The 20,488-nt window shown below is 71.9% G+C and carries 20 protein-coding genes and 2 pseudogenes; 9 read left to right on the top strand and 13 right to left on the bottom strand.

What is annotated here, in order from left to right; all coding sequences use genetic code 11:
* Entirely contained in the window at nt 1–192 is a 192-nt protein-coding gene (gene tgmA / locus FB563_RS34250; protein WP_055706043.1) for a putative ATP-grasp-modified RiPP, read from the bottom strand.
* A 176-nt stretch (nt 193–368) separates the two neighbouring features.
* Nucleotides 369–1,250, bottom strand: coding sequence for a fructosamine kinase family protein (locus FB563_RS34245; RefSeq protein ID WP_055706042.1), 882 nt, complete (start codon nt 1,248–1,250; stop codon nt 369–371).
* 188 nt (nt 1,251–1,438) lie between these two features.
* Between FB563_RS34245 and FB563_RS34240 the strand changes: the two genes are divergently transcribed.
* Nucleotides 1,439–2,149, top strand: a complete 711-nt coding sequence (locus FB563_RS34240) for a cyclodityrosine synthase (protein WP_234357737.1) — start codon at nt 1,439–1,441, stop codon at nt 2,147–2,149.
* Nucleotides 2,146–3,357 (top strand): cytochrome P450, encoded by a 1,212-nt coding sequence (locus FB563_RS34235; RefSeq protein ID WP_055706041.1) that lies wholly within the window; start codon nt 2,146–2,148, stop codon nt 3,355–3,357. The genes FB563_RS34240 and FB563_RS34235 overlap by 4 nt, the downstream gene beginning before the upstream one ends.
* A gap of 92 nt (nt 3,358–3,449) precedes the next feature.
* Here the strand turns inward: FB563_RS34235 and FB563_RS34230 are convergent, their stop codons facing one another.
* Nucleotides 3,450–4,328: an SCO6745 family protein gene (locus FB563_RS34230; RefSeq protein ID WP_055706040.1), complete on the bottom strand. Its 879-nt coding sequence runs from the start codon at nt 4,326–4,328 to the stop codon at nt 3,450–3,452.
* Between the two features lie 371 nt (nt 4,329–4,699).
* On the bottom strand, nt 4,700–5,437 hold the full coding sequence (locus FB563_RS44540) for a hypothetical protein (RefSeq protein WP_142219147.1): 738 nt from the start codon (nt 5,435–5,437) through the stop codon (nt 4,700–4,702).
* Between the two features lie 6 nt (nt 5,438–5,443).
* On the opposite strand from FB563_RS44540, the gene FB563_RS45000 reads away from it, so the two are divergent.
* A complete protein-coding gene (locus FB563_RS45000; RefSeq protein WP_267888646.1) occupies nt 5,444–5,569 on the top strand; it encodes a hypothetical protein in 126 nt (41 codons plus the stop codon).
* A gap of 205 nt (nt 5,570–5,774) precedes the next feature.
* Nucleotides 5,775–6,524, top strand: a complete 750-nt coding sequence (locus FB563_RS34220; protein WP_055706038.1) for a class F sortase — start codon at nt 5,775–5,777, stop codon at nt 6,522–6,524.
* Nucleotides 6,525–6,540: 16 nt separating this feature from the next.
* Here the strand turns inward: FB563_RS34220 and FB563_RS34215 are convergent, their stop codons facing one another.
* The 7 genes and pseudogenes from FB563_RS34215 to FB563_RS34195 form a co-directional block, all read right to left on the bottom strand.
* On the bottom strand, nt 6,541–7,734 hold the full coding sequence (locus tag FB563_RS34215; RefSeq protein WP_234357736.1) for a GDSL-type esterase/lipase family protein: 1,194 nt from the start codon (nt 7,732–7,734) through the stop codon (nt 6,541–6,543).
* Nucleotides 7,731–8,300 (bottom strand): TetR/AcrR family transcriptional regulator, encoded by a 570-nt coding sequence (locus FB563_RS34210; protein WP_055706037.1) that lies wholly within the window; start codon nt 8,298–8,300, stop codon nt 7,731–7,733. The genes FB563_RS34215 and FB563_RS34210 overlap by 4 nt, the downstream gene beginning before the upstream one ends.
* Before the next feature lie 48 nt (nt 8,301–8,348).
* A pseudogene (locus tag FB563_RS45630) lies at nt 8,349–8,552 on the bottom strand (substrate-binding domain-containing protein); the annotation flags it as partial.
* 73 nt (nt 8,553–8,625) lie between these two features.
* Nucleotides 8,626–8,673, bottom strand: a pseudogene (locus tag FB563_RS45625) (hypothetical protein); the annotation flags it as partial.
* A complete protein-coding gene (locus FB563_RS34205; protein WP_234357734.1) occupies nt 8,661–9,398 on the bottom strand; it encodes a LacI family DNA-binding transcriptional regulator in 738 nt (245 codons plus the stop codon). The gene FB563_RS34205 and the pseudogene FB563_RS45625, both read right to left, overlap by 13 nt.
* 49 nt (nt 9,399–9,447) lie before the next feature.
* A complete protein-coding gene (locus FB563_RS34200) occupies nt 9,448–10,740 on the bottom strand; it encodes a glycoside hydrolase family 27 protein (protein ID WP_234357733.1) in 1,293 nt (430 codons plus the stop codon).
* A 3-nt stretch (nt 10,741–10,743) separates the two neighbouring features.
* Nucleotides 10,744–10,977, bottom strand: coding sequence for a hypothetical protein (locus FB563_RS34195; RefSeq protein WP_055706036.1), 234 nt, complete (start codon nt 10,975–10,977; stop codon nt 10,744–10,746).
* 148 nt (nt 10,978–11,125) lie between these two features.
* Between FB563_RS34195 and proS the strand changes: the two genes are divergently transcribed.
* A complete protein-coding gene (proS, locus tag FB563_RS34190; protein ID WP_055706035.1) occupies nt 11,126–12,538 on the top strand; it encodes a proline--tRNA ligase in 1,413 nt (470 codons plus the stop codon).
* Between the two features lie 248 nt (nt 12,539–12,786).
* Here proS and FB563_RS34185 read toward each other — a convergent pair whose 3' ends face one another.
* Nucleotides 12,787–13,182, bottom strand: coding sequence for a winged helix-turn-helix transcriptional regulator (locus FB563_RS34185; protein WP_079048750.1), 396 nt, complete (start codon nt 13,180–13,182; stop codon nt 12,787–12,789).
* Between the two features lie 70 nt (nt 13,183–13,252).
* Here FB563_RS34185 and FB563_RS34180 point away from each other — a divergent pair, with 70 nt between their 5' ends.
* The 3 genes from FB563_RS34180 to FB563_RS34170 all read left to right on the top strand — a co-directional run bounded on the left by FB563_RS34180 (nt 13,253) and on the right by FB563_RS34170 (nt 17,554).
* Entirely contained in the window at nt 13,253–14,140 is an 888-nt protein-coding gene (locus tag FB563_RS34180; RefSeq protein WP_055706033.1) for an NAD(P)-dependent oxidoreductase, read from the top strand.
* 350 nt (nt 14,141–14,490) lie between these two features.
* Nucleotides 14,491–15,444: a LysR family transcriptional regulator gene (locus FB563_RS34175; protein ID WP_055706032.1), complete on the top strand. Its 954-nt coding sequence runs from the start codon at nt 14,491–14,493 to the stop codon at nt 15,442–15,444.
* Nucleotides 15,445–15,592: 148 nt separating this feature from the next.
* A complete protein-coding gene (locus FB563_RS34170) occupies nt 15,593–17,554 on the top strand; it encodes a collagenase (RefSeq protein ID WP_079048749.1) in 1,962 nt (653 codons plus the stop codon).
* 73 nt (nt 17,555–17,627) lie between these two features.
* Here FB563_RS34170 and FB563_RS34165 read toward each other — a convergent pair whose 3' ends face one another.
* Nucleotides 17,628–19,073, bottom strand: coding sequence for a glyceraldehyde-3-phosphate dehydrogenase (locus tag FB563_RS34165; RefSeq protein WP_055706031.1), 1,446 nt, complete (start codon nt 19,071–19,073; stop codon nt 17,628–17,630).
* 183 nt (nt 19,074–19,256) lie between these two features.
* Here FB563_RS34165 and FB563_RS34160 point away from each other — a divergent pair, with 183 nt between their 5' ends.
* Complete coding sequence (locus FB563_RS34160; RefSeq protein ID WP_234357732.1) at nt 19,257–20,465, top strand: glycosyltransferase family 39 protein; 1,209 nt, start codon at nt 19,257–19,259, stop codon at nt 20,463–20,465.
* The last annotated feature ends 23 nt before the right edge of the window (nt 20,466–20,488 follow it).

The following is a 20,488-nucleotide window of genomic DNA, read 5'->3' as shown; positions in this document are numbered from 1 at the left end:
TCAGTCGTCGAAGTGCGTCTTGGAACCGGCCGTCGAGGTCGTGGTTCCCAGAGCCGTCAGCGTCGCGTGGTCGGTGGCGGCGATCCGCCCGTCCGGGAGGACGTTCAACTGCAGTCCGGAGTCGTACGCATACGGAATGGTGACGTCCAACTGCACAGCGGGGCGCGCGTAGTTGAGCGTGAACGGTTGCATGGTCTCTCCCTGATTAGGCTTTCACGTCCTTATACGAATCGAACGGGTGATTGGTTTCCTCACGCTGAGTAACCGCAGGCCGAGGGGTGTCGAAAAACCTGGCAGCACGGCGTGCCTGCATGGCCGATGACGCCGATGAAGCCCGGGGCGTTGCGCTGCCGCGACGGAAAAGCGTGTCACTCCGCGAGCGACAGCGCGCTCCGTGCCACCGTCAAGGCCTGTTCCGTGTACCCGCGTCCGAACAGCACGGCGTGGACCAGCAGCGGGAACAGCTGGTGCACGCCCACCCGGTCGCGCCGGCCGGGCGCGAGTGGTGCCGTCTCCTCGTACCCCGCGAGCACCCGGTCCAGATGGGGGCAGCCGAAGAGCTGGAGCATCGCCAGGTCCGTCTCCCGGTGTCCGCCGTGCGCGGCCGGGTCGATGAGGCGGACCTCGCCGTCGGCGCCCCACAGCACGTTTCCGTTCCACAGGTCACCGTGCAGGCGCGCGGGCGGCTCGGCGGGTCCCGCGAGATCCGGCAGTCGTGCGCAGACGCGCTCGAACAGCGCGGCCTCGCCGGGGCCGAGCGTGCCGCGGTCGACCGCGCTGCGCACATACGGCAGCACGCGGTGCTCGGCGTACCAGCCGGGCCAGTCACGGCCCGGCGTGTTGCGCATGGGGGCGAGGCCGATGAAGGCGTCCTCGGGGCCGCCGGGCGGCGGAGCTCCGAAATCCGAAGCGCCCGAGGCGTGCAGGGCGGCCAGGGCCTGGCCGAAATGATGCGCCGCCTCAGGGTCCGGCCGTCCGGTCGCCACCCGCTCCGTCACCATCCAGCGTTCGTCGTGACCGAGCACCGCGGGCACCCGGACCGCGTCCGCCGCGGCCAGCCACCGCAGCCCCGCCACCTCCGCGCGTACGGCCCCGGGAGCGTGCCCCCGCTTGACCATGACCGGAGCGCCACTGTCCAGGGTGACCTCGGCCGGCGATCCGGAGCCCGTCGCAGCGCCGGTGACCGGGCGTCCGGTGAGCCGGGACGCCGCCCGCACCGGATCCTCGCGATCCTCGTATCCCTTGACCACGGCCCCAGCCTAGGTCGCGCAACGGAGCTGTGCGGTAGGCGACTTCGACCATTGATACGACTGTTTTCAGCCAAAACCAAGCAGTAACTGCACGTACTGATTCCGTACCGCTAGCGTGAGGGCGCCGCGTCGCCACACCAGGGGCACAGGGCCCCGCCGGGACTAGCGCGCGGCGGAGGATTTCCCCTTTGACCACAGCATCCGTGCTGATGGCCGACGTCTTCGAAGTCCAGCCCTACACCTCCCACTGCGAGGTCATCCTCGGCGAGGGCGCGCATGCCGTGATCGGCGTGTCCCCGGGCAACAGCTATTTCTCCGCCCGCCGCCTGCACGACCTCGCCCGCTGGGGACTGGACCACTTCGACAGGGTCGACTTCGTCTACACCGACCTGTACGTCGCCGAGATGTACGAGGCGTCCGGCTATCCACCGGACGAGGCCCGGCGCAAGGCGGTGAAGAACCTGCGGGGCGTGCGCGCCAAGGTCCGGGACGCGGTGTCGGCCGCCGACCCGGAGGGGCTGCGGATGGACTGGCACCCGATGTCCGAGTTCCGCACCAACCCCGCCTACCAGGACATCCACCAGCACCTCAAGGCGCGTCTGGCCTCCGACGGGGCGTTCCGGGCCGTCTGTGACGCCCTGGTGAATCGTTTCCTCAGCGCGCGTGGCGAGACGCCGACCGAACGGCAGCGGGCCGTGTGCCTGGAGTACGTGTGCGCCGAGGCGCCGCTGTTCCTGGACACCCCCGCCATCCTCAAGGTGCCCTCCTCGCTCAACTGCTACCACCAACTGCTGCCGATGGCCGAGCTGTTGTACTCCCGGGGCGCCGGACTGCGCGCCTCCCGCAACCAGGGCCACGCCATCGTCACCCCCGCCGCCCTCGAAGGAACCGCCGCATGACCACCGCCCCCGGCGTCCGCGCCGACCACCCGCCCCTGCTCGACTTCCCGTTCTCCTGGGACGGCACCAAGGTTCCCGCCGAGGTCGCCGAGCTGCGCGCCACCACCCCCGTGCGGCGCGTGCGGACCATCGCCGGCGACGAGGCCTGGCTCGTGTCGTCGTACGACCTGTGCGCGCAGGTCCTGAAGGACGACCGCTTCTCCCTCAAGGACACCTCCGCCCCCGGAGTCCCCCGGCAGTACGCGCTCACGATCCCGCCCGAGGTCGTGAACAACATGGGCAACATCACGGGGGCCGGGCTGCGCAGGGCGGTGCTGAAGGCGCTCAACCCGAAGTCGCCGGGCCTGCTGGAGTGGCTGCGCGAGGAGGCGCACCGCCTGGTGGACCGGATGGTCGAGGACGGACCGACGGCCGACCTGCGCGGCGCCTTCTGTGAGCCGTACTCCGCCGGGATGCACTGCCGCATCCTCGGCATCCCGCAGACCGAGGCCCCGCCCTTTCTGCGCAGCCTCGACATCGCCTTCATGAACTCGCCGTGCCCGGTCACCGGCGCGAGGATCAACTGGGACCGGGACATCGCCCGGATGACGGCCCTGCTCGACGACCCGGCGACATGTGGCCTGATGGGCGAACTCGCCGCGCTGCGCGACGACCCCGACTACGCCCACCTCACCGACGAGATGCTGGCCACCGTCGGGGTCACCATGTTCGGCGCCGGCGTGATCTCCACCTCCGGATTCCTCGCGATGGCCCTGGTCTACCTGCTCACCCACCCCATCGCCCGTGACCTCCTGCGCGACCGGCCGGACCTGATCGGCCCCGGCGTCGAGGAGCTGCTGCGGGTCAACCTCTCCATCGGCGATGCCCTGCCCCGCCTGGCCCTGGAGGACGTCCGGCTGGGCGATGTCGACATACGGGCCGGCGAACTGGTCCTGGTCCTGGTCGAGGGCGCCAATCTGGACCCGGAGAAGTTCCCCGACCCGCACCGCTTCGACGTCCACCGCGACAACACCGCCGACCACCTCTCCTTCGGCGGCGGCGCCCACTACTGCCCCGCGACCGCACTCGGCCGCGCACACGCCCGGATCGCCCTGGAGGTCCTCCTCGACCGCCTGCCGGACCTCGCCCTCGCCGTGCCCCCGGGCCAACTGGTGTGGCGCACCGGCTTCATGAAGCGCATCCCCGAACGGCTGCCGGTGACCTGGTAACCGGCACACACCCGGCCGTCCGTACGGTGTCCCCGACCCGGCATCCCGGGAAGGGGGCGCCGGCGGGTCCACCCGGGTGGTTCGGGACTCGGTCAGCGGCCGGCCGGGTGGCTCCGCCGCGTCAGCCCCACCGGATTGCCCGGCGGCAGCAGCCCCGAGGCCTCGACCATGTGGGCCAGGGGATCCAGCAGGCCGGCCAGGCGGGCGCTGCGGTCGGTGCCGAGGGCGGCCCAGGCCTGCTCCGCCGCCGCGTCCGTGAGCGCCTCCACCTCCGCGCGGACGGCCGCGCCGGCCGGCGTGAGCGACCCGTCGGCCGCGAGCAGGCTCCGCTCACGCAGGCGTACCCCCGCCGCCTCCCAGTCCGCCTCGTCCCACTTGCGTGTCTCCCGCAGGAACGCGCCGTCGGATTCGCCTGCGGCCGCCTTGAGCACCATGGCCTCGACCGGCCCGATTCCCTGACTCACCAGTACCGCGACGTGCCCGTCACCCCGGTGTTCGCGCAGGGTCGTCAGGCCCTGCCACAGCCGCGCGGTGGGGCGGTCCGGGCGTTCCAGTGCCTGGTTGGCCGCGGCCAGCACGCGGCCCGTGGTGTCCGCCGCGGCAGCCGCTTCCCAGGCGAGGTCGGCGGCCTCCGTGAACTCGGCCGAGCCGACGGTGTCCGGTCCGAACAGGCGGGTCATCGCCGCGTGGAGGGCGTCCTGTCGGGCGACCAGCACATCGGCGGGAGCCGCGTACGTCCAGGCGTCCGGCAGGGCCCGGGCCACTCTGGCCGGGTGGAAGACGTAGAAGCAGCTCGTCACGACGGACGGGGGAACCGCGCCGAGCGGTGCGGCGCGCAGCGCGAAGTAGCCCATCCAGAATCCGCGCATCCCGAGCGCGTCCGCCGTCCGGCGCACCTCCGGGGTGAAGTACACGAGATCGTGCACCGGTTCGTACCGTTCCCACAGGGCCCGCGCCATCGCGTCCGCCACCGTTGCCTCCCCGCCACTCAGGACCTACCGCATGCCGTCGACACCAGACTGCGTTATGACGGCAGTCATAACAAGGGTGTGCCCGCGCGGAAGCACGGGGGTCCGGCGGTCGACCACCCGCTGGCTGCTGTTGCCCGCAGGGACGGCTCCGCGGTTCTTCGGGTCGTAGGGGGCGGACCGACGAAGCGACCCTTCGGTGTGTGGGCGAGGGCGGGGCATGCGGCACTCGACCGGCCGAGGGCCGCGCGGCGCGCCGGGTGATTCGCCCGGACGAGGGGCCGTGCAGACCGGATCGCTGGGACATACGGGTGGCGCGATGACCCGGCTGGGTGGCTCGGATGGTGGGAGCTTGCGCACTCGCTGACGGTGGTTCATGTCGAGGCCGGGTCTGTCCAGCTGATGAGGATTCCGCTGCCCGGCCACGGCGGAAGGACATAGCTATGCGTTCTGCCCGCATGCTTCTGGCCACGGCGGCAGCGACCGCCGCACTGACCTTCGGCGCGCCCAGTGCCGCCTTCGCCGTTCCCGCGGGTGACGACGGAGGCCGAGACGACTCCTCTTACAGCCAGGACCACGACCGGGGTTCCGACGAGAACCACGGCCGCGACGACGACTCCGGCCGCGACCACGACAATGATCACGGCGACAGCCACGGCAGGGGCCGTGGACACGGCGAGCCGCGCGGTGGAATGCACACGGGTGGCGGAGCGCTGGCCGCGGTGCGAGGTGACGGCCACGGTGACGACCGGGGCGACGACGAGCACGGTCAGCAAGAGGGCCGTGACGACGACCACGGCGGGGGCGAGGAGCACGGTGGGGGTGACGAGCACGGTGGGGGTGACGAGCACGGCGGCGACGAGCACGGTGGGGGCGATCACGACAAGGGCCGCGGCGGGCACGACAAGGGCCGCGGGCCGCATGGCGGCGTGCACACGGGTGGCGGTGCGCTCGCCACTCTGCGCGGTGACGACTGGGGCTCGGGTCACGAGGACGGCGGCCGGGACGGCGGTCGTGAAGGCGGCCGGGACGGGGGCCGTGAAGGTGGGCGTGAAGGTGGGGGCGAGGGTGGCCGCGACCACGACGAGCGCGGCGACCACGAGAGGCCGCACGGTGGCATGCACACCGGTGGCGGCGCGCTCGCCACGCCGGGCGTCACCGCGGGCGGCCTGGGCGTGCTGGCCGTAGGTGCCGGCGGAATGTACCTGCTGCGCCGCAAGAAGGCCGGCCAGCCGGCGTCCTGACCGCACGACTCGTTCCAGAGGCTGCGGCCGCCGCCGATGCCCCACCGTGTCGGCGGCCCGCACCCGCTGGCCCTCCCCGACGGCTGCGCGCACATCGGTTTCCCATGCGCAGGCGCCCCTGTACGTCCCTCCCCGTGCGCCGGGAGATGTTCCGGCGCCCTTGTCCAGATCCCCGTGCTGCCGTGCCCGAGTGAGGTGGTGTCCGATGGCAGCAGATCCCTCCTCCCCGACCTCCGCGGAATCGCGGGCGGACGGGCGGAGTTCCGGCCGTGGCGGGCGGCGGCTGACGCTGTGGGGCGTGGCGATCGTCGTCCTCGCCGTCAGCCTGTTCGGCGGCCACCACACCTCGGACGGCTCCGCGCAGGCGTCCCGTGCCGCGGGCTCGAGCGCCGCCGCCCAGGCCGATCCGCAACAGACGGACCCGCTGAAGTCCGACCCGAAGCAGATCGAACCGCAGCGCACGGATCCGCAGCAGGCCGACCCGCACCAGGACGACACGGAGCTGCCCCGATCCACACCGACCCGTCTGCTCATTCCGAAGATCGCCGTGGACGCCCCCTTCACCACCCTGAACATCGGCGCCTCGGGACAGCTCGAGCCGCCACCGGCGGGGGACACCAACCTCGTCGGCTGGTACGCCAAGGGCGCCTCCCCCGGCGAGAAGGGCACCGCGATCATCGCAGGGCACGTCGACACGAAGACCTCCGCGGCCGTCTTCGCCAACCTGAACGAGCTGCAGCCCGGCGACCGCTTCACCGTGGAACGCGCCGACGGGCGCGACGCCGACTTCGTCGTGGACGACAAGGAGACCTTCGCCAAGGACGCCTTCCCCAGCGAGCGGGTCTACGCCGACGCCGAGCGCCCCGAGGTGCGGCTGATCACCTGTGCGGGGGAGTACGACCACGACGCGAAGGACTACACCGACAATCTCGTCGTCTTCGGCCACCTCGTGTGAGCCCGCACCGTGCGGATCAGGCGGTGCCGTCCCCGAAGGGGCCGCCCGGCGCGAACGCCAGCGCCGCGAACCGTTCGCCGATCCGGCGGTGCGCGGCGGCGTCCGGGTGCAGGCCGTCCGGCAGCGGCAGTTCACCGAAGTCGGCCTCGCCGTACAGCTCGCGGCCGTCCAGGTAGGACAGCCGCGGGTCCTCGGCCGACCGCTCGCGCACGATCCGGGCCAGCTCCTCCCGGACGACCTGCAGGGTGAGTTTTCCGCTCGCCTTCTCCGCCGGGTCCCCGGCGGCCCGGAACCGCAGCCGTCCCTCGCTCACGGTGGTGAAGTCCGGGAGACTGGGGCCCGGCGTGTCCTCATGGATGGGGCACAGGATCGGCGAGACGACGAGCAGCGGCGTGTCGGGGTGCCCGTCGCGGATGGTGTCGAGGAAGCCGTGGACGGCGGGACCGAATGCCCGCAGCCGCATCAGATCGGCGTTGACCACGTTGATGCCGAGCTTGACGCTGATCAGGTCGGCCGGGGTGTCGCGCAGGGCGCGAGCGGTGAACGGGTCGAGCAGGGCGCTGCCGCTCAGCCCCAGATTGATCAGGTCCACCCCGCCGAGGGACGCGGCGAGCGCCGGCCAGGTGGTGGTCGGGCTCGCGGCGTCCGAGCCGTGGCTGATGGAACTGCCGTGATGCAGCCAGATCTTGCGCCCCTGATCCGGTACGGCCTCGAGGGGAGCGTCGGTGCGCAGGGCGACGAGTTCCGTCGTCTCGTCGTGCGGCAGCCAGATCTCCACGACCTTCTCGGTGCCGGGCAGCCCGGAGAACCGCACGGTGCCGACCGGGCCCGGCCGGTGCTCGGTCGTGCCGGTGGTCATGTCGATGGTGAGAGTGCTGCCGCCGGTGACCCGGCCGCTGCCCGCCGGACGTCCGTCGACGAGCACCTCGTACACGCCGTCCGGGCGCGGCGGTGCGCCGACGTAGACCCGCTTGGTCGGCAGGGTGTCCAGCTCGACGGTGGTCGCACGCGTGCGGAAGACCAGCCGTACACCCGAGGGCTGGGACTCCGCCATGGCCAGCTGGGGATCGGCGCACTGCGCGCGGGCGCGGGCGGGCAGCCGGTGCGGCAGCAGTCCGTGGGCGGTGCGTTCCAGATCGAGGGCGCCGCGGACGAGTTCGGCGGTGAGCGGGGTGGTGTGCATGGTGTCGGCCTGTGTCTCCGGGGTCATGGGGTGGGCCAGTTGCGCAGCAGGGAGTCGAGGGCCTGAAGGATCCGGTTCCAGGACTCCTCCGAGTCGGGGGTGCTGTGGCTGAATCCGCCGGCCGTCTCCAGGGCGACGAAGCCGTGGAAGACGCTGCCGAGGAGCCGGACCGCGTGGGTCTGGTCGGGCTCGGCCAGGTCGTAGCCGCGCAGGATCGCCCGGGTCATCTGCGCGTGCCGGCCCCCCGCGCTCGCGGCCGCCGCCTCGGGATCCAGCGGGTGTCGGGCCGCCGTATAGCGGCCGGGGTGTGCGCGGGCGTAGTCGCGGTACACGTCGGCGAACGCGACGAGGGCGTCCTTGCCGGCCCGGCCGGCGAGCGCGTCGGCGGCGCGGTCGGCCAGTTCCTCCAGGGCGAGCAGTGCGATCCGGGTCTTGAGGTCCTGGGAGTTCTTCAGGTGCGAGTACAGACTCGCGACCTTGACGTCGAACCGCCGGGCCAGCGCGGACACGGTCACCTGGTCGAAGCCGACCTCGTCGGCGAGTTCCGCACCCGCGTGGACGAGGCGCTCGGTGGTCAGCCCGGCGCGCACCATGACGTCTCTCCCTCCTGCCGTAAGAGATTATGGAGCTTCCTAAAGGCTTTAGGCAAATGGGGGAGTGGTGAAGGGATCAGCCGCCCGTCGACTCCCGCCTGTCGACTCGCGGATCAGCAGGGAGAACGGGCCGACGAACTCCTCCCGAGCCACCGGCGGACCCGCACTCCCGAGCCGCGCAACGAGCAGGGCGACGGTCCGCCTCGCCATCAGGTCGTGATCCGGATCCACCGTGGACAGCGAGGGGGACGAGAAACGCGCTCTCGTCGACGTTGTCGAAGCCGATCACCTTGACCCGCTCGGGCACCCGCACCCCCGCGTCCGCGAGACCGCGCAGCACGCCCATGGCCACGGTGTCCGTCACACAGAACACACCGTCGAATTCCAGCCCGTCCGCGACCATCGACCGCGCCTGCCGGGCCCCGCCGCCATGGTGAGCGCGGGCACGCTCCGCACCAGCTCCGGGTCCCCGGGCAGACCGGCCGCGGCCACCGCCTGCCGGTAGCCGCTGTGCCGCGGGCTCGACACGTCGACCTCGTCCCGCAGTTCCCCGCACACGACGGCCACGCGCCGGCAGCCCCGCTCGATCAGATGCCCGGTGGCGGCCGCCGACGCCTCGACGTCGGGCATGGCGACATGGTCCACGGGCCCACCGAAGATCCGCTCGCCGAGGATCACCACCGGGTGGTCCACCCTGAGCGCCTCCACGTCGGCCGGGCCCATGCCGACGGTGCTCAGGATCAGCCCGTCGCAGAGCCGTTTGCGGGACTGGGGCAGCGCCGCCAGCTCGTTCTCCCGGCGGGCCTCGGTCTGCTCGATGCTCACCCGCAGCCCGTGCCGGCCCGCCGCGGCGATGACGGCCCCGGCCAGCCGGCCGTAGTACGGGCGGTTCACCTCGGGCACCGCGAGCCTGATGGTGCCGGTGCGGCCCTTGCGGAGGTTGCGGGCCGCCACGTTGACCCGGTAGTCGAGCCGGGCCATCGCCGCGAGGACGCGCTCGCGGGTGGCGGGCCGGACGTGGGGACGGTCGTTGATGACGTGGGAGACCGTCATGGCCGACACGCCGGCCGCCTTCGCCACGTCCTGGATCGTCGCCACGCTCACTCCTGACCGGTGTCCTGCGCGGAACGCCGCCGGTGCCCGCCCGTCAGCCGTCCTGCGCCAGACGACAGAGCGCGCCGCCATGCGCGGGCAGGTCCACCGCCAGGTGCCGGCCGTCGTGCGCCACCGCGGTGCGGGTCCACAGCTCCCGGACGCGATCGGCCGGGCGGGCACCGATCGAGCCGAGCGGCACCTCGTACCGCCGGGGCCGGTCGGCCAGGGAGAACACGGCGGCGTACCGGGTACGGCCGTCGGTGTCGCGGGCGGTCCACAGCACCAGGTCGCCCTCGCGCAGCACCTCGCGGTTGCCGGTACTGTGCATGAGGACGGCCAACGCCTCGTCGTTGGTGAGGAGTTCGACGGTCTCCGGCGGGCTGGTCGGCAGGTCGCCGCCCATCATCAGCGGGGAACGGGAGACCAGCCACAGGGTGAGCAGACTGATCTGCTCGGGCCGGGTGAGCCGGGACAGCCGGTCCTCGCCGCGTTCGGCACGGATGCCGATGCGGCCGAGCGGCAGCATGTCGGCGTCCGCCCAGCCGCCCCGGCCCTGCCAAGGCGCCCATCGCGCCATCCGGGCGAACTGGGCCTCGACGTCCTCCCACCGGTCCCACAGGTCGTCGCAGACCCGCCACATCGTGGCGTGCTCGCGCAGGTGGTCCAGCCGGGCCAGGGACACGTCGGTGCCGGGGGACAGGCTCAGCTCGATCGGCCGGCCGCAGCGCTCGACCGCCCGTGCGTAGGCGGCGATCTCCCGCTCGTGGTACGGGAAGAGCATGTCGTCGGCCTTCACGAAGTCCACGCCCCACGCCGCGAATTGGGCGACCTGGGAGTCGTAGTAGGCCTGGGCGCCCGGGTGGTCGTGGTCCAGGCCGAAGTTGTCGGAGTTCCAGGGGCACACCGAACCGGTGTCCGCGATCTCGTCGGCGGTGAACTCCGTCCCGAGGACCGGGAGCCGGGCGGCGACGGCGCGGCGCGGGACACCCCGCATGATGTGCAGGCCGAAGCGCAGCCCCAGGTCGTGCACCCGCCGGGCCAGCGGGGCGAAGCCGGCCCCGCCGGCGGCCGAAGGAAACCGGTTCGGCGCCGGGAGCTGGCGGCCGTACGCGTCCAGGACCAGCGGCGCGTCCGCGTTGTAGCCGTGGGCGCGGGCCGTCGGCTCGTACCACTGGATGTCCACCACCACCGTGTCCCAGCCGTGGGCGAGCAGGTGGCCGGCCATGAAGCGCGCGTTGCCGAGCACCTCGTCCTCGGTGACGGTCGTGCCGTAGCAGTCCCAGCTGTTCCAGCCCATCGGGGGACGCAGCCGCCGGTCCGGAAGGGGCCGGTCCACCATCGCCATCGCTCAGTCCGCCACGGTCATGGGCGCCTGGACGGTCACGAAGGAGTGCGGGGGCAGGGTCAGCTCGAGCCCCCGGTCCGTGACCCGAACGCCGTCGCCGTCGGCCTGGTGCTGGACGCGTGGGGCCATACGGGGTCGCCGTGCGCGCGGTCCGAGGCCGTCCCTCCAGTGGTACTCGTCGGCGGAACAGCCGCCGGGCCGGCGCAGGTTGGGGATGATCGCGGTGGCGGTGGGCACGGACGTACTCCGATCCGAGATCGTTTGTATCGATAAAAGTGGCATCGCCGCAGAGGCGGGTCAAGAGGGCGGCCAGGGGGCGGTCAGGGGGTGCCGTGGGCCGAAATCGGTTCGCAGACGGCAGGAACCGGGACCTACCCTGCCGGGCATGGCAAAGGCACCCGTTCTCACCCCCCGGGCGGAAGACTTCCCGCGCTGGTACCAGGAGCTGATCACCAAGGCGGAGCTGGCCGACAACGGCCCGGTGCGGGGCACCATGGTCATCCGACCGTACGGGTACGGCCTGTGGGAGCGGATGCAGCAGGACATGGACGCCCGGATCAAGGCAACCGGCACCCGGAACGCCTACTTCCCGCTGTTCATCCCGGAGTCCTATCTGACGAGGGAGGCCGAGCACGTCGAGGGCTTCGCGCCCGAGCTCGCGGTCGTCACCCATGCGGGTGGCAAGGAGCTGGAGGAGCCCGTCGTGGTCCGCCCCACCTCCGAGACGATCGTCAACGAGTACTTCGCCAAGTGGGTGCAGAGCTACCGCGATCTGCCCCTGCTCATCAACCAGTGGGCCAACGTGGTGCGCTGGGAGCTGCGCCCGCGCCTGTTCCTGCGCACGACCGAGTTCCTGTGGCAGGAGGGGCACACCGCGCACGCCACGTACGAGGAGGCGCGCGCCTTCGCGGCACACGTGCAGAGCGAGGTCTACGGCGCGTTCCTGCGTGACGTCCTCGCGATGGACTTCGTGTCCGGACGCAAGACGGCCGGGGAACGCTTCGCCGGGGCGGTCAACACGCTCACGCTGGAGAGCATGATGGGCGACGGCAAGGCCCTCCAGATGGTCACCAGCCATGAACTGGGCCAGAACTTCGCCCGGGCCTTCCGCACACGGTTCGTGACGCGGGACGGCCGGCAGGACTACGTGTGGCAGACCTCCTGGGGCTCCACCACCCGCATGGTCGGCGCGCTGGTGATGGCGCACGGCGACGACGCCGGGCTGCGCGTCCCGCCCCGGCTGGCCCCCGTCCAGGCCGTGGTCCTCGCCGTCAAGGGCGACGAGGAGGTGCTCTCGGGCGTCCGCGCGATCGGCGACCGGCTGAGGGAGGCGGGCGTACGCGTCCACGTGGACGACCGCACGGACGTGCCGTTCGGCCGGCGCGCCGTCGACTGGGAGCTCAAGGGCGTGCCGGTACGGATCGAGGTGGGGCCCCGCGATCTGGCACACGGCACCGCCGTGCTGGTCCGCCGCATCCCCGGCACCAAGGAGCCGGTCGCGGCCGAGGCGCTGTCCGCACTCCTGCCCGGGGCGCTGGAGGACGACCAGGCGCTGCTGCTGGAACAGTCCCGCCGGCGCCGCGAGGACCGCACGGCCGACGCGAGCACGATCGAGGGGGCCGCGGAGGCCGCCACCACCGGCTGGGCCCGCATCCCCTGGGCCGCGCTGGGCCCGGACGGCGAGTCCCGGCTCGCCGAGCGGGGCCTGTCCGTACGGTGCCTGGTCGCCGTGGACGGTTCGGTGCCGGAGAGCGAGGACCAGCCGGGAAACGTGGCGGTGGTGGCGCGGGCCTACTGACAGGAGCGGGGCGCCCGCGGACGGGTGCGGCGCGCAACGCCCTGCGGTACGGGACGCGGGGACGCGCGCTCCTCCGCCCGAGTGGTGCCCGGCTGTCACCTGTGGCCGGCCGGTGAAGGCGCCCGTACCCGTATCCCTGCCTGTAGCGACGGGGCCGCCGACCCCCGTTGGGAGGCGGCGTCCGCGCATACCCACTTTTTTGTGCGTACTTGGCAGCCCGCGCCCGGTCGGGAGAGGCTGTTTCGAGGTCAGGGGCGGGGCGGAAGGACGGGAGGAGGTGTAGTGGTGGTGTGTCGGGACGCCGTTGCGCGGTCGCGGAGTCGCTCCAGGCGGCGGTGTCCCCAGTCGGACACGGGGCCGAGGGCGTCGGACAGGTCTCGGCCGAAACCGGTCAGCGTGTACACGGTCTTCGGCGGCAGCACGTCGTACACCTCCCGGTGCACCAGGCCGTCCTCCTCCATCTCGCGCAGCGCCTGAGTCAGCACCTTCTCGCTCAACCCGGGCAGTCGGCGGCGCAGTTCGGCGGGCCGGTGCGGGCCGGACTCCAGCAGCCACAGCAGGGACGTCTTCCACTTGCCGTCGATCACGGCGATCGCGGCGGTCACGCCACAGACGTCCGGATCCTGGGCGCGGCTGCGTGTCATCGGCGACCTCATTCTGTTCCCCGTTTTCGGCCGTCGGGCCGTTTTCCTTTGCGCTTACAGGAGTTGAAACATGTCCACGTCCACGACTCTTCCCGCCGTCACCGTGCTCGGTCTCGGCCCGATGGGCCGCTCGCTGGCCGGAGCCTTCCTGCGGGCGGGGCTGCGGACCACGGTCTGGAACCGCACACCGGGCAAGGACCGGGAGCTGATCGAACAGGGGGCGGCCGGCGCCGGATCGGCCGAGGAGGCCGTGGCGGCCGGCGACCTGACCGTGGTCTGCGTGGTCGACTACGACGCGGTCGACGCCCTTCTGCGGCCCGAGCCCGTCACCGAGGTGCTCAAGGGCCGTACGGTCGTGAACCTGACCGCCGACACCCCGGGCCGGGCCCGCGAGACGGCGCACTGGGCGGCCGACCACGCCATCCGCTACCTGGACGGCGCGATCATGACCCCCGCCCCCAGCATCGGCACACCCCAGGCGGTCATCCTGCACAGCGGACCGCGGGACCTGTACGAGGAGCACCGGCCCGTGCTGGAGGCACTGGGTGGCACACACACCCACCTCGGCGAGGAGATCGGACGCGCCGCCACCTTCGACATCGCCCTGCTCGACCTCTTCTGGACGGCGATGGCCGGCTACGCCCACGCCGTGGCCATCGCCCGGGCCGAGGGCGTCACGGCCGGTGAGCTCGCGCCCTTCGCGCAGGGCATCGGCGCCGTCCTGCCGCCGCTCTTCGCCGAGTTCGCGCAGGACGCCGACGAAGGCTCCTACTCCGGGGCCATCAACCCGCTCACCTCCGCCGCTTCGACCATGGCCCATGTCGTCGCCGTCTCCGATGCCCATGGCATCGACGCGAGCGTGATGCGCGCCGTGGAAGGTCTGGCCCGGCGCACCATCGGACTCGGCCACGGCACGGACGGTTTCATCCGGGTCGCGGAGGTGCTGGGCCGGCACTGAGGTGGTCTGGGCCGGTGGGGATTCAGGGGGGTGAGGCGGACAGGGCCTGGTCGGGTGCGCAGGGACGGTCGCGACGGTCGGGACGGTCGGCGCGGAGTGGCCCAGCCCGCCACGCTGCCTGCCGCCCCGCACCCGCCCGGCATGGACGGCTGTCCCCAGGACGACGCACGGGAGCCGCCCGGCCGGAAACCCGGCTGCCCCAGGTCGGCGGACCTGCGACTTGTGCGGGGCGCGGCGCAGTGCGACGCTTCGGTCCGCCGGTCGCGACCACGGCCGGCCATGGCTGTGAGCACTGGTTTTCCCGGGCGAGGCGGAAGGATCTCCCTGGGCCGGAGACGGGGAGTGGCGCGATGGAGCTGGAGCTGCGGCACCTGCGGGTGCTGTGCGCGATCGCCGACGCCGGCAGCGTGGGCCGGGCCGCGACACAGCTCGGCTACTCGCAGCCCGCCGTGAGCACCCAGCTGCGGCGCATCGAGCGGCACCTCGGCGAGCCGCTGTTCGAGCGCGGCACGAGCGGAGTGCGGCCCACCCGCTACGGCGCGGAGGTCGTCGCCCAGGCCCGTGACGTGCTGACCCGCGCCGACGCCATCGGCCATCGCCGGGCCGCGTCGCGGGCCCGCCGTACCCTGCGCGTGGCGGCGACGAACTCGCCCATGCTGTCCGGGACGGTCTCCCGCGTTCGCACCCGGCTGCCGGAGGTGTCCCTCGCCGTCACCAGCGTCTACGCCTCCTCCCGGATCGTGGAACTGCTGGAGGAGGGCGCGGTGGACGCGGCCATCGCCGCCGACTATCCGGGCATGGAGCTGCGCCACTCGGGCGCGGTGCGGCACCGCGGGATCGTCACCGAGCCGACGTTCGTGGCCCTGCCCTCCCGGCACCGGCTGCGCCAGTGCGCCCAGGTCCAGCTCGCCGACCTGGCCGAGGACGCGTGGTTCGTGACGCCGGACGACGGTGCCGGCTGGCCGGGGGTGTTCTACGACGCCTGTGCGGCGGCCGGGTTCACACCGGTCACCGTGCACGAGTTCCTCGGTGACCAGAGCCAGCTGCAGAGCATGATCGCCGACGGCCTCGGGGTGTCCCTCGTACAGCCGACGCTGCGGCCGATCCCGCATGTCGTGGTCAAGCCCTTGGCCGGCTCCCCGCTGTGGTGCCGCTATGTGCTGGCCTGGCGGCCCGACACCGTCACCGGCGAGGCCGTGGAGGCACTGTCCCAGTCCGCCCACGCCGCCTACCGCGACCTGGTCGCGCAGGCACCCCATCTGCGCGCGTGGGCCTCGCACACCTGGAGCGGCACCGGGGCGTAGCGGCCGGTCAAAGGCACCCCGCGATGTTATGCGCCGACAGTGTCATGTGCTATGTCACACGGCATTGTTGGGGCGGGTGCCCCGCTGAGACAGTGCCTCACACGCCTCAACACCCCACCGAGGCGCATCCCTTCGTGGAGGAATCCAGATGCGCTATCGCTTCGCGCTGCCCAGACGCATGCCCGGCCGCGGCCACCCCCGTACGGCCGCAGGCGTGGCCGGCGCCGCGGTCGTCTGCGTGACCGTGGCCGGACTGCTGTCCACGCCGGTGTCGGCGGCCCCGCAGCAGCCGCACACCCGCGCCGCCACCGCGTCCCGGCAGCACGCGCCCGAGCCGTCGCCGGCCGGCGCGACCACCGCCGTCACCGAGCGGCCCGCGACCCAGGCCCGGCGGCTCAGCCCTGACCGGCTCCCACCTCTGCAGCCCCTCTCGCCCCGTCCGGCCCGAAGGGCGGCCACGGCGGCCTCCTGCACCCCGGCCGACTTCGGCAGCCGCAGCGGCTCCGCCCTCGTCGCCCTCGTGAAGGCCTCGTCCACCGACTGCGTCAACACGCTCTTTTCGGTGACCGGCAAGGACGCGCACGACGTCTTCCGCGAGGCCCAGATGCTCAGCGTCGCGGCCGCCTACAGCCGCACTGCCAAGCTGTACCGCGGCGACGACTCCGGTGGCCTGGAACAGCTGGTCCTCTTCCTGCGGGCCGGCTACTACGTGCAGTTCAACCACTCCGCGGACGTCGGCCCGTACACCTCCCGCCTCACCACGGCCGTCACGTCCGGCCTGGACGCCTTCTTCGCCCGGTCCCACTCGCGCGACGTGACGGCGGTCAACGGCGACATCCTCGGCGAGAGCGTCGTCCTCACCGACAGCGCCGACCAGCAGGGCCGCTATCTCCCCGTCTACCGGCGGCTGCTGAACGACTACGACAGCTCGTACGACTCCGTGGACAGCATGGTCAGGGCCGTCAACGACGTCTACACGCCGCTGTGGCGCGGCAACTGGAACCCCGACTACGTCAAGGCGGTCGAGGCCCACCCGGCCATCATCGACACCCTGCACGACTTCGCGCTCGCCAACACCGACCTGCTCGGCACCGATCAGGCCTTCCTGGACTCCAACGCCGGGATGAACCTGGCCCGTTACGTCGAGCACCCCGAACTGCAGGACACGGTCCGCCCGTTGACCAGGGAGCTGCTGGACGAGACCGCGATGACCGGCCCCACGGCCGGGCTCTGGGTCGCCGTGGCCACCCAGGCGAACGCCTACGACAGCGCCGACTGCGCCTACTACGACGTCTGCGACCTGCCCGCCAAGCTGACCAGGGCCGTCCTGCCGGTCGGCCGCCAGTGCGACGCGAACGTCTCCGTCCTCGCCCAGTCGCTCACCGCCGCAGACCTCGACGCCGCCTGCGCCAGCGTGCTGGACCAGAGCGCGTACTTCCGCGGTCTGGTCAAGGCCGACGGAGCGATACCCGGCCAGTACGTGTCCACGATCCGGCTCGTGGTCTTCGCCAGCCGCGCCGACTACCAGACCTACGCCGGCCCGATCTACGGCATCAGTACCGACAACGGCGGCATGACCCTGGACGGCGACCCGTCCGACCCGGCCAACCACGTCACGTCGATCATGTACCAGAAGCCCTCCGACGACGGTTTCCCCGCCCGCATCTGGAACCTCAACCACGAGTACACGCACTTCCTCGACGGTCGCGACGACATGAAGGGCGACTTCGCCCAGGAGACGACCGTGCCGGACGTGTGGTGGATCGAGGGCATCGCCGAGTACGTGTCCTACAGCTACCGGGGCATCGCCGACGACCAGGCGATCCAGGAGGCGGGCAGGCACACCTACAAGCTGAGCACGCTGTTCGAGAACACCTACGACAACAGCGACGTGATCCGCACCTACCCGTGGGGCTATCTCGCCGTGCGCTACATGGCCGAACAGCACCCCGACGACATCCAGCGCATGCTGGCCCGCTTCCGCGTCGGTGACTACGCCGGCGGATACGCCGTCTATCACGACGGCATCGGCACCCGCTACGACGCCGACTTCGACCAGTGGCTCACCGCGTGTGCCGCGGGCGCCTGCGCCAGGCCCGCCAAGGCCTGACCGCACGCGCCCCAGCAGGACGGCCGCCGACCGGAACCCCGGTCGGCGGCCGTACGCGTGCCGGCGAGAGGGATCAGACCGCCGTCGCGGGGTACGTGGGGTACTCCACGCCCGAGACGTGCTGGACGACCCGGACGACCTGGCAGGAGTAGCCGAACTCGTTGTCGTACCAGAGGTAGAGGATCGCGTTGTCGCCGTCGACCTTCAGGGCGCCGGCGTCCACGATCGAGGCGTGGCGCGAGCCGATGAAGTCGCTGGAGACCGCGTCGGGCGCCGTGATGAAGTCGATCTGGCGCTTGAGCGGCGAGGTCAGGGAGACCTCGCGCAGGTAGTCGTGGACCTCCTCACGGGTGGTCTCGCGGGCCAGCTGCAGGTTGAGAATTGCGATAGAAACGTCCGGCACGGGGACGCGGATCGAGCTGCCGCTGATCTTCGCCTTGAGGTCCGGCAGCGCCTTGGCGACGGCGGAGGCGGCACCGGTCTCGGTGATCACCATGTTGAGCGGCGCGGAGCGGCCACGGCGCTCGGACTTGTGGTAATTGTCCAGCAGGTTCTGGTCGTTGGTGAACGAGTGGACGGTCTCCACGTGGCCGCGCAGCACGCCGTACTCGTCGTCCATCGCCTTCAGCGGCGGGACGATGGCGTTGGTGGTGCAGGAGGCGCACGACAGGATCTGCTCGTCCGGCTTGATGGTGTCGTGGTTGACCCCGTGCACGATGTTGGGCACGTCGCCCTTGCCCGGCGCGGTCAGCACGACCTTCTCGATGCCGGGGCGCAGGTGCTTGGACAGGCCCTCGCGGTCGCGCCACTTGCCGGTGTTGTCGATGAGGATGGCGTCCCGGATGCCGTACTCCGTGTAGTCCACGGCCGACGGGTCGTCGGCGTAGATCACCTTGATGGCGTTGCCGTTGGCGACGATCGTGCTGGTGTCCTCGTCGACGGTGATCGTGCCCTGGAACTGGCCGTGGATGGAGTCGCGGCGCAGCAGCGAGGCGCGCTTGACGATGTCCTGGGCGCCGCCGCCGCGCACCACGATGGCGCGCAGGCGCAGGCCGTTGCCGGAGCCGGACTTCTCGATCAGCAGGCGGGCGACCAGCCGGCCGATGCGGCCGAAGCCGTACAGGACGACGTCGCGCGGCTCACGGCGCTCGATCTTGTTGGCGCCGGTGGCGCCGGCGACGGCCTCGGCGGTGAACTCCGCCACGCTCAGACCGCGGTCGTCGGCCTTGTAGGTGGTGGCCAGCATGCCGAGGTCGATCTGGGAGGGCCCGAGGTCGAGGGTGGTCAGGGCCTCGAGGAACGGCATGGTCTCGGTGACCGACAGCTCCGCGCCGTCGATCTGCCGGGCGAAGCGGTGGGACTTGAGGATGCTGACCACCGACTTGTTCACCAAGGAGCGGCTGTGCAGCAGGACGGTCACGTCCCGCTCGCGGTGCAGCTTCCCGATGAGCGGGATCATCGACTCCGCGATCTCCTCGCGGATCTTCCAGTTGGTGAACGAGTCGTCGTTGACAGTCACGGATCCATCTTTCGAGCTAGGGAGCGCTCATATGCTAACCACACCTCTCAAGTGCTCCTTCGGGGGGTGCCAAGTAAGGGATTTGTACCCATTCCTTGACCGATTCCTGAATCAGGGTGGAAGAGTGTAAGAAACCCGGGTCGCAGTTTGCCCGTCTTACCTGGCGTGCCCAAGGTCAAGAGAGTGAGCACCTCCTCAGTACCGCGGCCCGAGTCGGCCGCCCCGTCCCGGCCCCTGCGTCCCCCGACCCTGCCCCGGATCGCCCGGCGTGGCATCCCCGAGGGGGCGCTCCCGGCCCTCGCCCTGTTCGCGGCCGTGCGGGTCGCCGGGATCATCCTGGTGATCGTCACGAACGCGGTCCGGGGGCATCCGCTGGTCAAGAGCCTCGCCCACTCCTGGGACTCCCGCTGGTACCTGCACATCGCCGCCCAGGGCTACGGCCACAAGATCTGGATCACCCCGCAGGGCGCCGTCCAGAGCGACTGGGCGTTCTTCCCGCTGTACCCGGGGCTGATCAGGGCGCTGACCACGGTCCTGCCCTTCACCCCCGGCCAGGCCGCGCTGCTCATCTCCTGGATCGCCGCGGGTGTCGCGGCGTACGGCGTGTACGTCATCGGGCACACCCTCTACGGGCGCGGGGTCGCGACCGCGCTGGTCGCCCTGTGGGCTGTCATGCCGCACTCCGTCGAGCTGACCATCGCCTACACCGAGTCGCTGTTCGCCGCCCTTGCCGTCTGGTCCCTGTACTGCGTCCTCAAGGGGCGCTGGGTGTGGGCCGGTGCGCTGGCCGCGCTGGCGGGCCTGTCCCGGCCCAGCGGCTTCGCGGTGGCGGGGGCGGTCTGCATCGCGGCCGCGTACGAGGTCGTGCGGCAGCGCGGCCGAGCCCCGGCGGGCGTGTGGGCCGGCGCCATGCTGGCCCCGCTGGGCTGGCTCGGCTATGTGCTCTGGGTGGGCAGCCGGACGGGAGACCTCCTCGGCGGCTACTTCAAGGTGCAGAGCGCCTGGGACTCCCGCTTCGACTTCGGTGTCGGCTCGGCACGCTTCACGAAGGCCCTGCTGCTGCACGGGGGCGGTGCCGTCTACCCGGCGGCCCTGGTGATCGTGGCGGCCGGTGTGCTGCTGTTCGCGCTGCTGTGCCTGGAGCGCGCCCCGCTCGCCCTGGTGGTCTTCGCCGGGATCCTGGTCCTGCTCGTGGTCGGCGGCTCCGGCTCCTTCTCCTCCAAGCCGCGGTTCCTGCTGCCCGCCTTCCCGCTGCTCATCCCCATGGCCCGGGCGCTGACCCGGACGTGGCGGGTCCGGCCGGCCCACGCCGTGGTCGTCTACGGCGGCCTCACCGTCATGTCCCTGCTGTTCGGCGCCTTCGTGACGGTGGTGGCCCACTCCCCGCTGTGAGCCTCCGCCGGCTGGTGACGCGT

It is taken from the genome of Streptomyces puniciscabiei (genome assembly GCF_006715785.1).
Taxonomy (GTDB): domain Bacteria; phylum Actinomycetota; class Actinomycetes; order Streptomycetales; family Streptomycetaceae; genus Streptomyces; species Streptomyces puniciscabiei.
The sequence above is the reverse complement of the archived record's forward strand: the minus strand, read 5'-3'. Positions and strand labels throughout refer to the sequence as shown.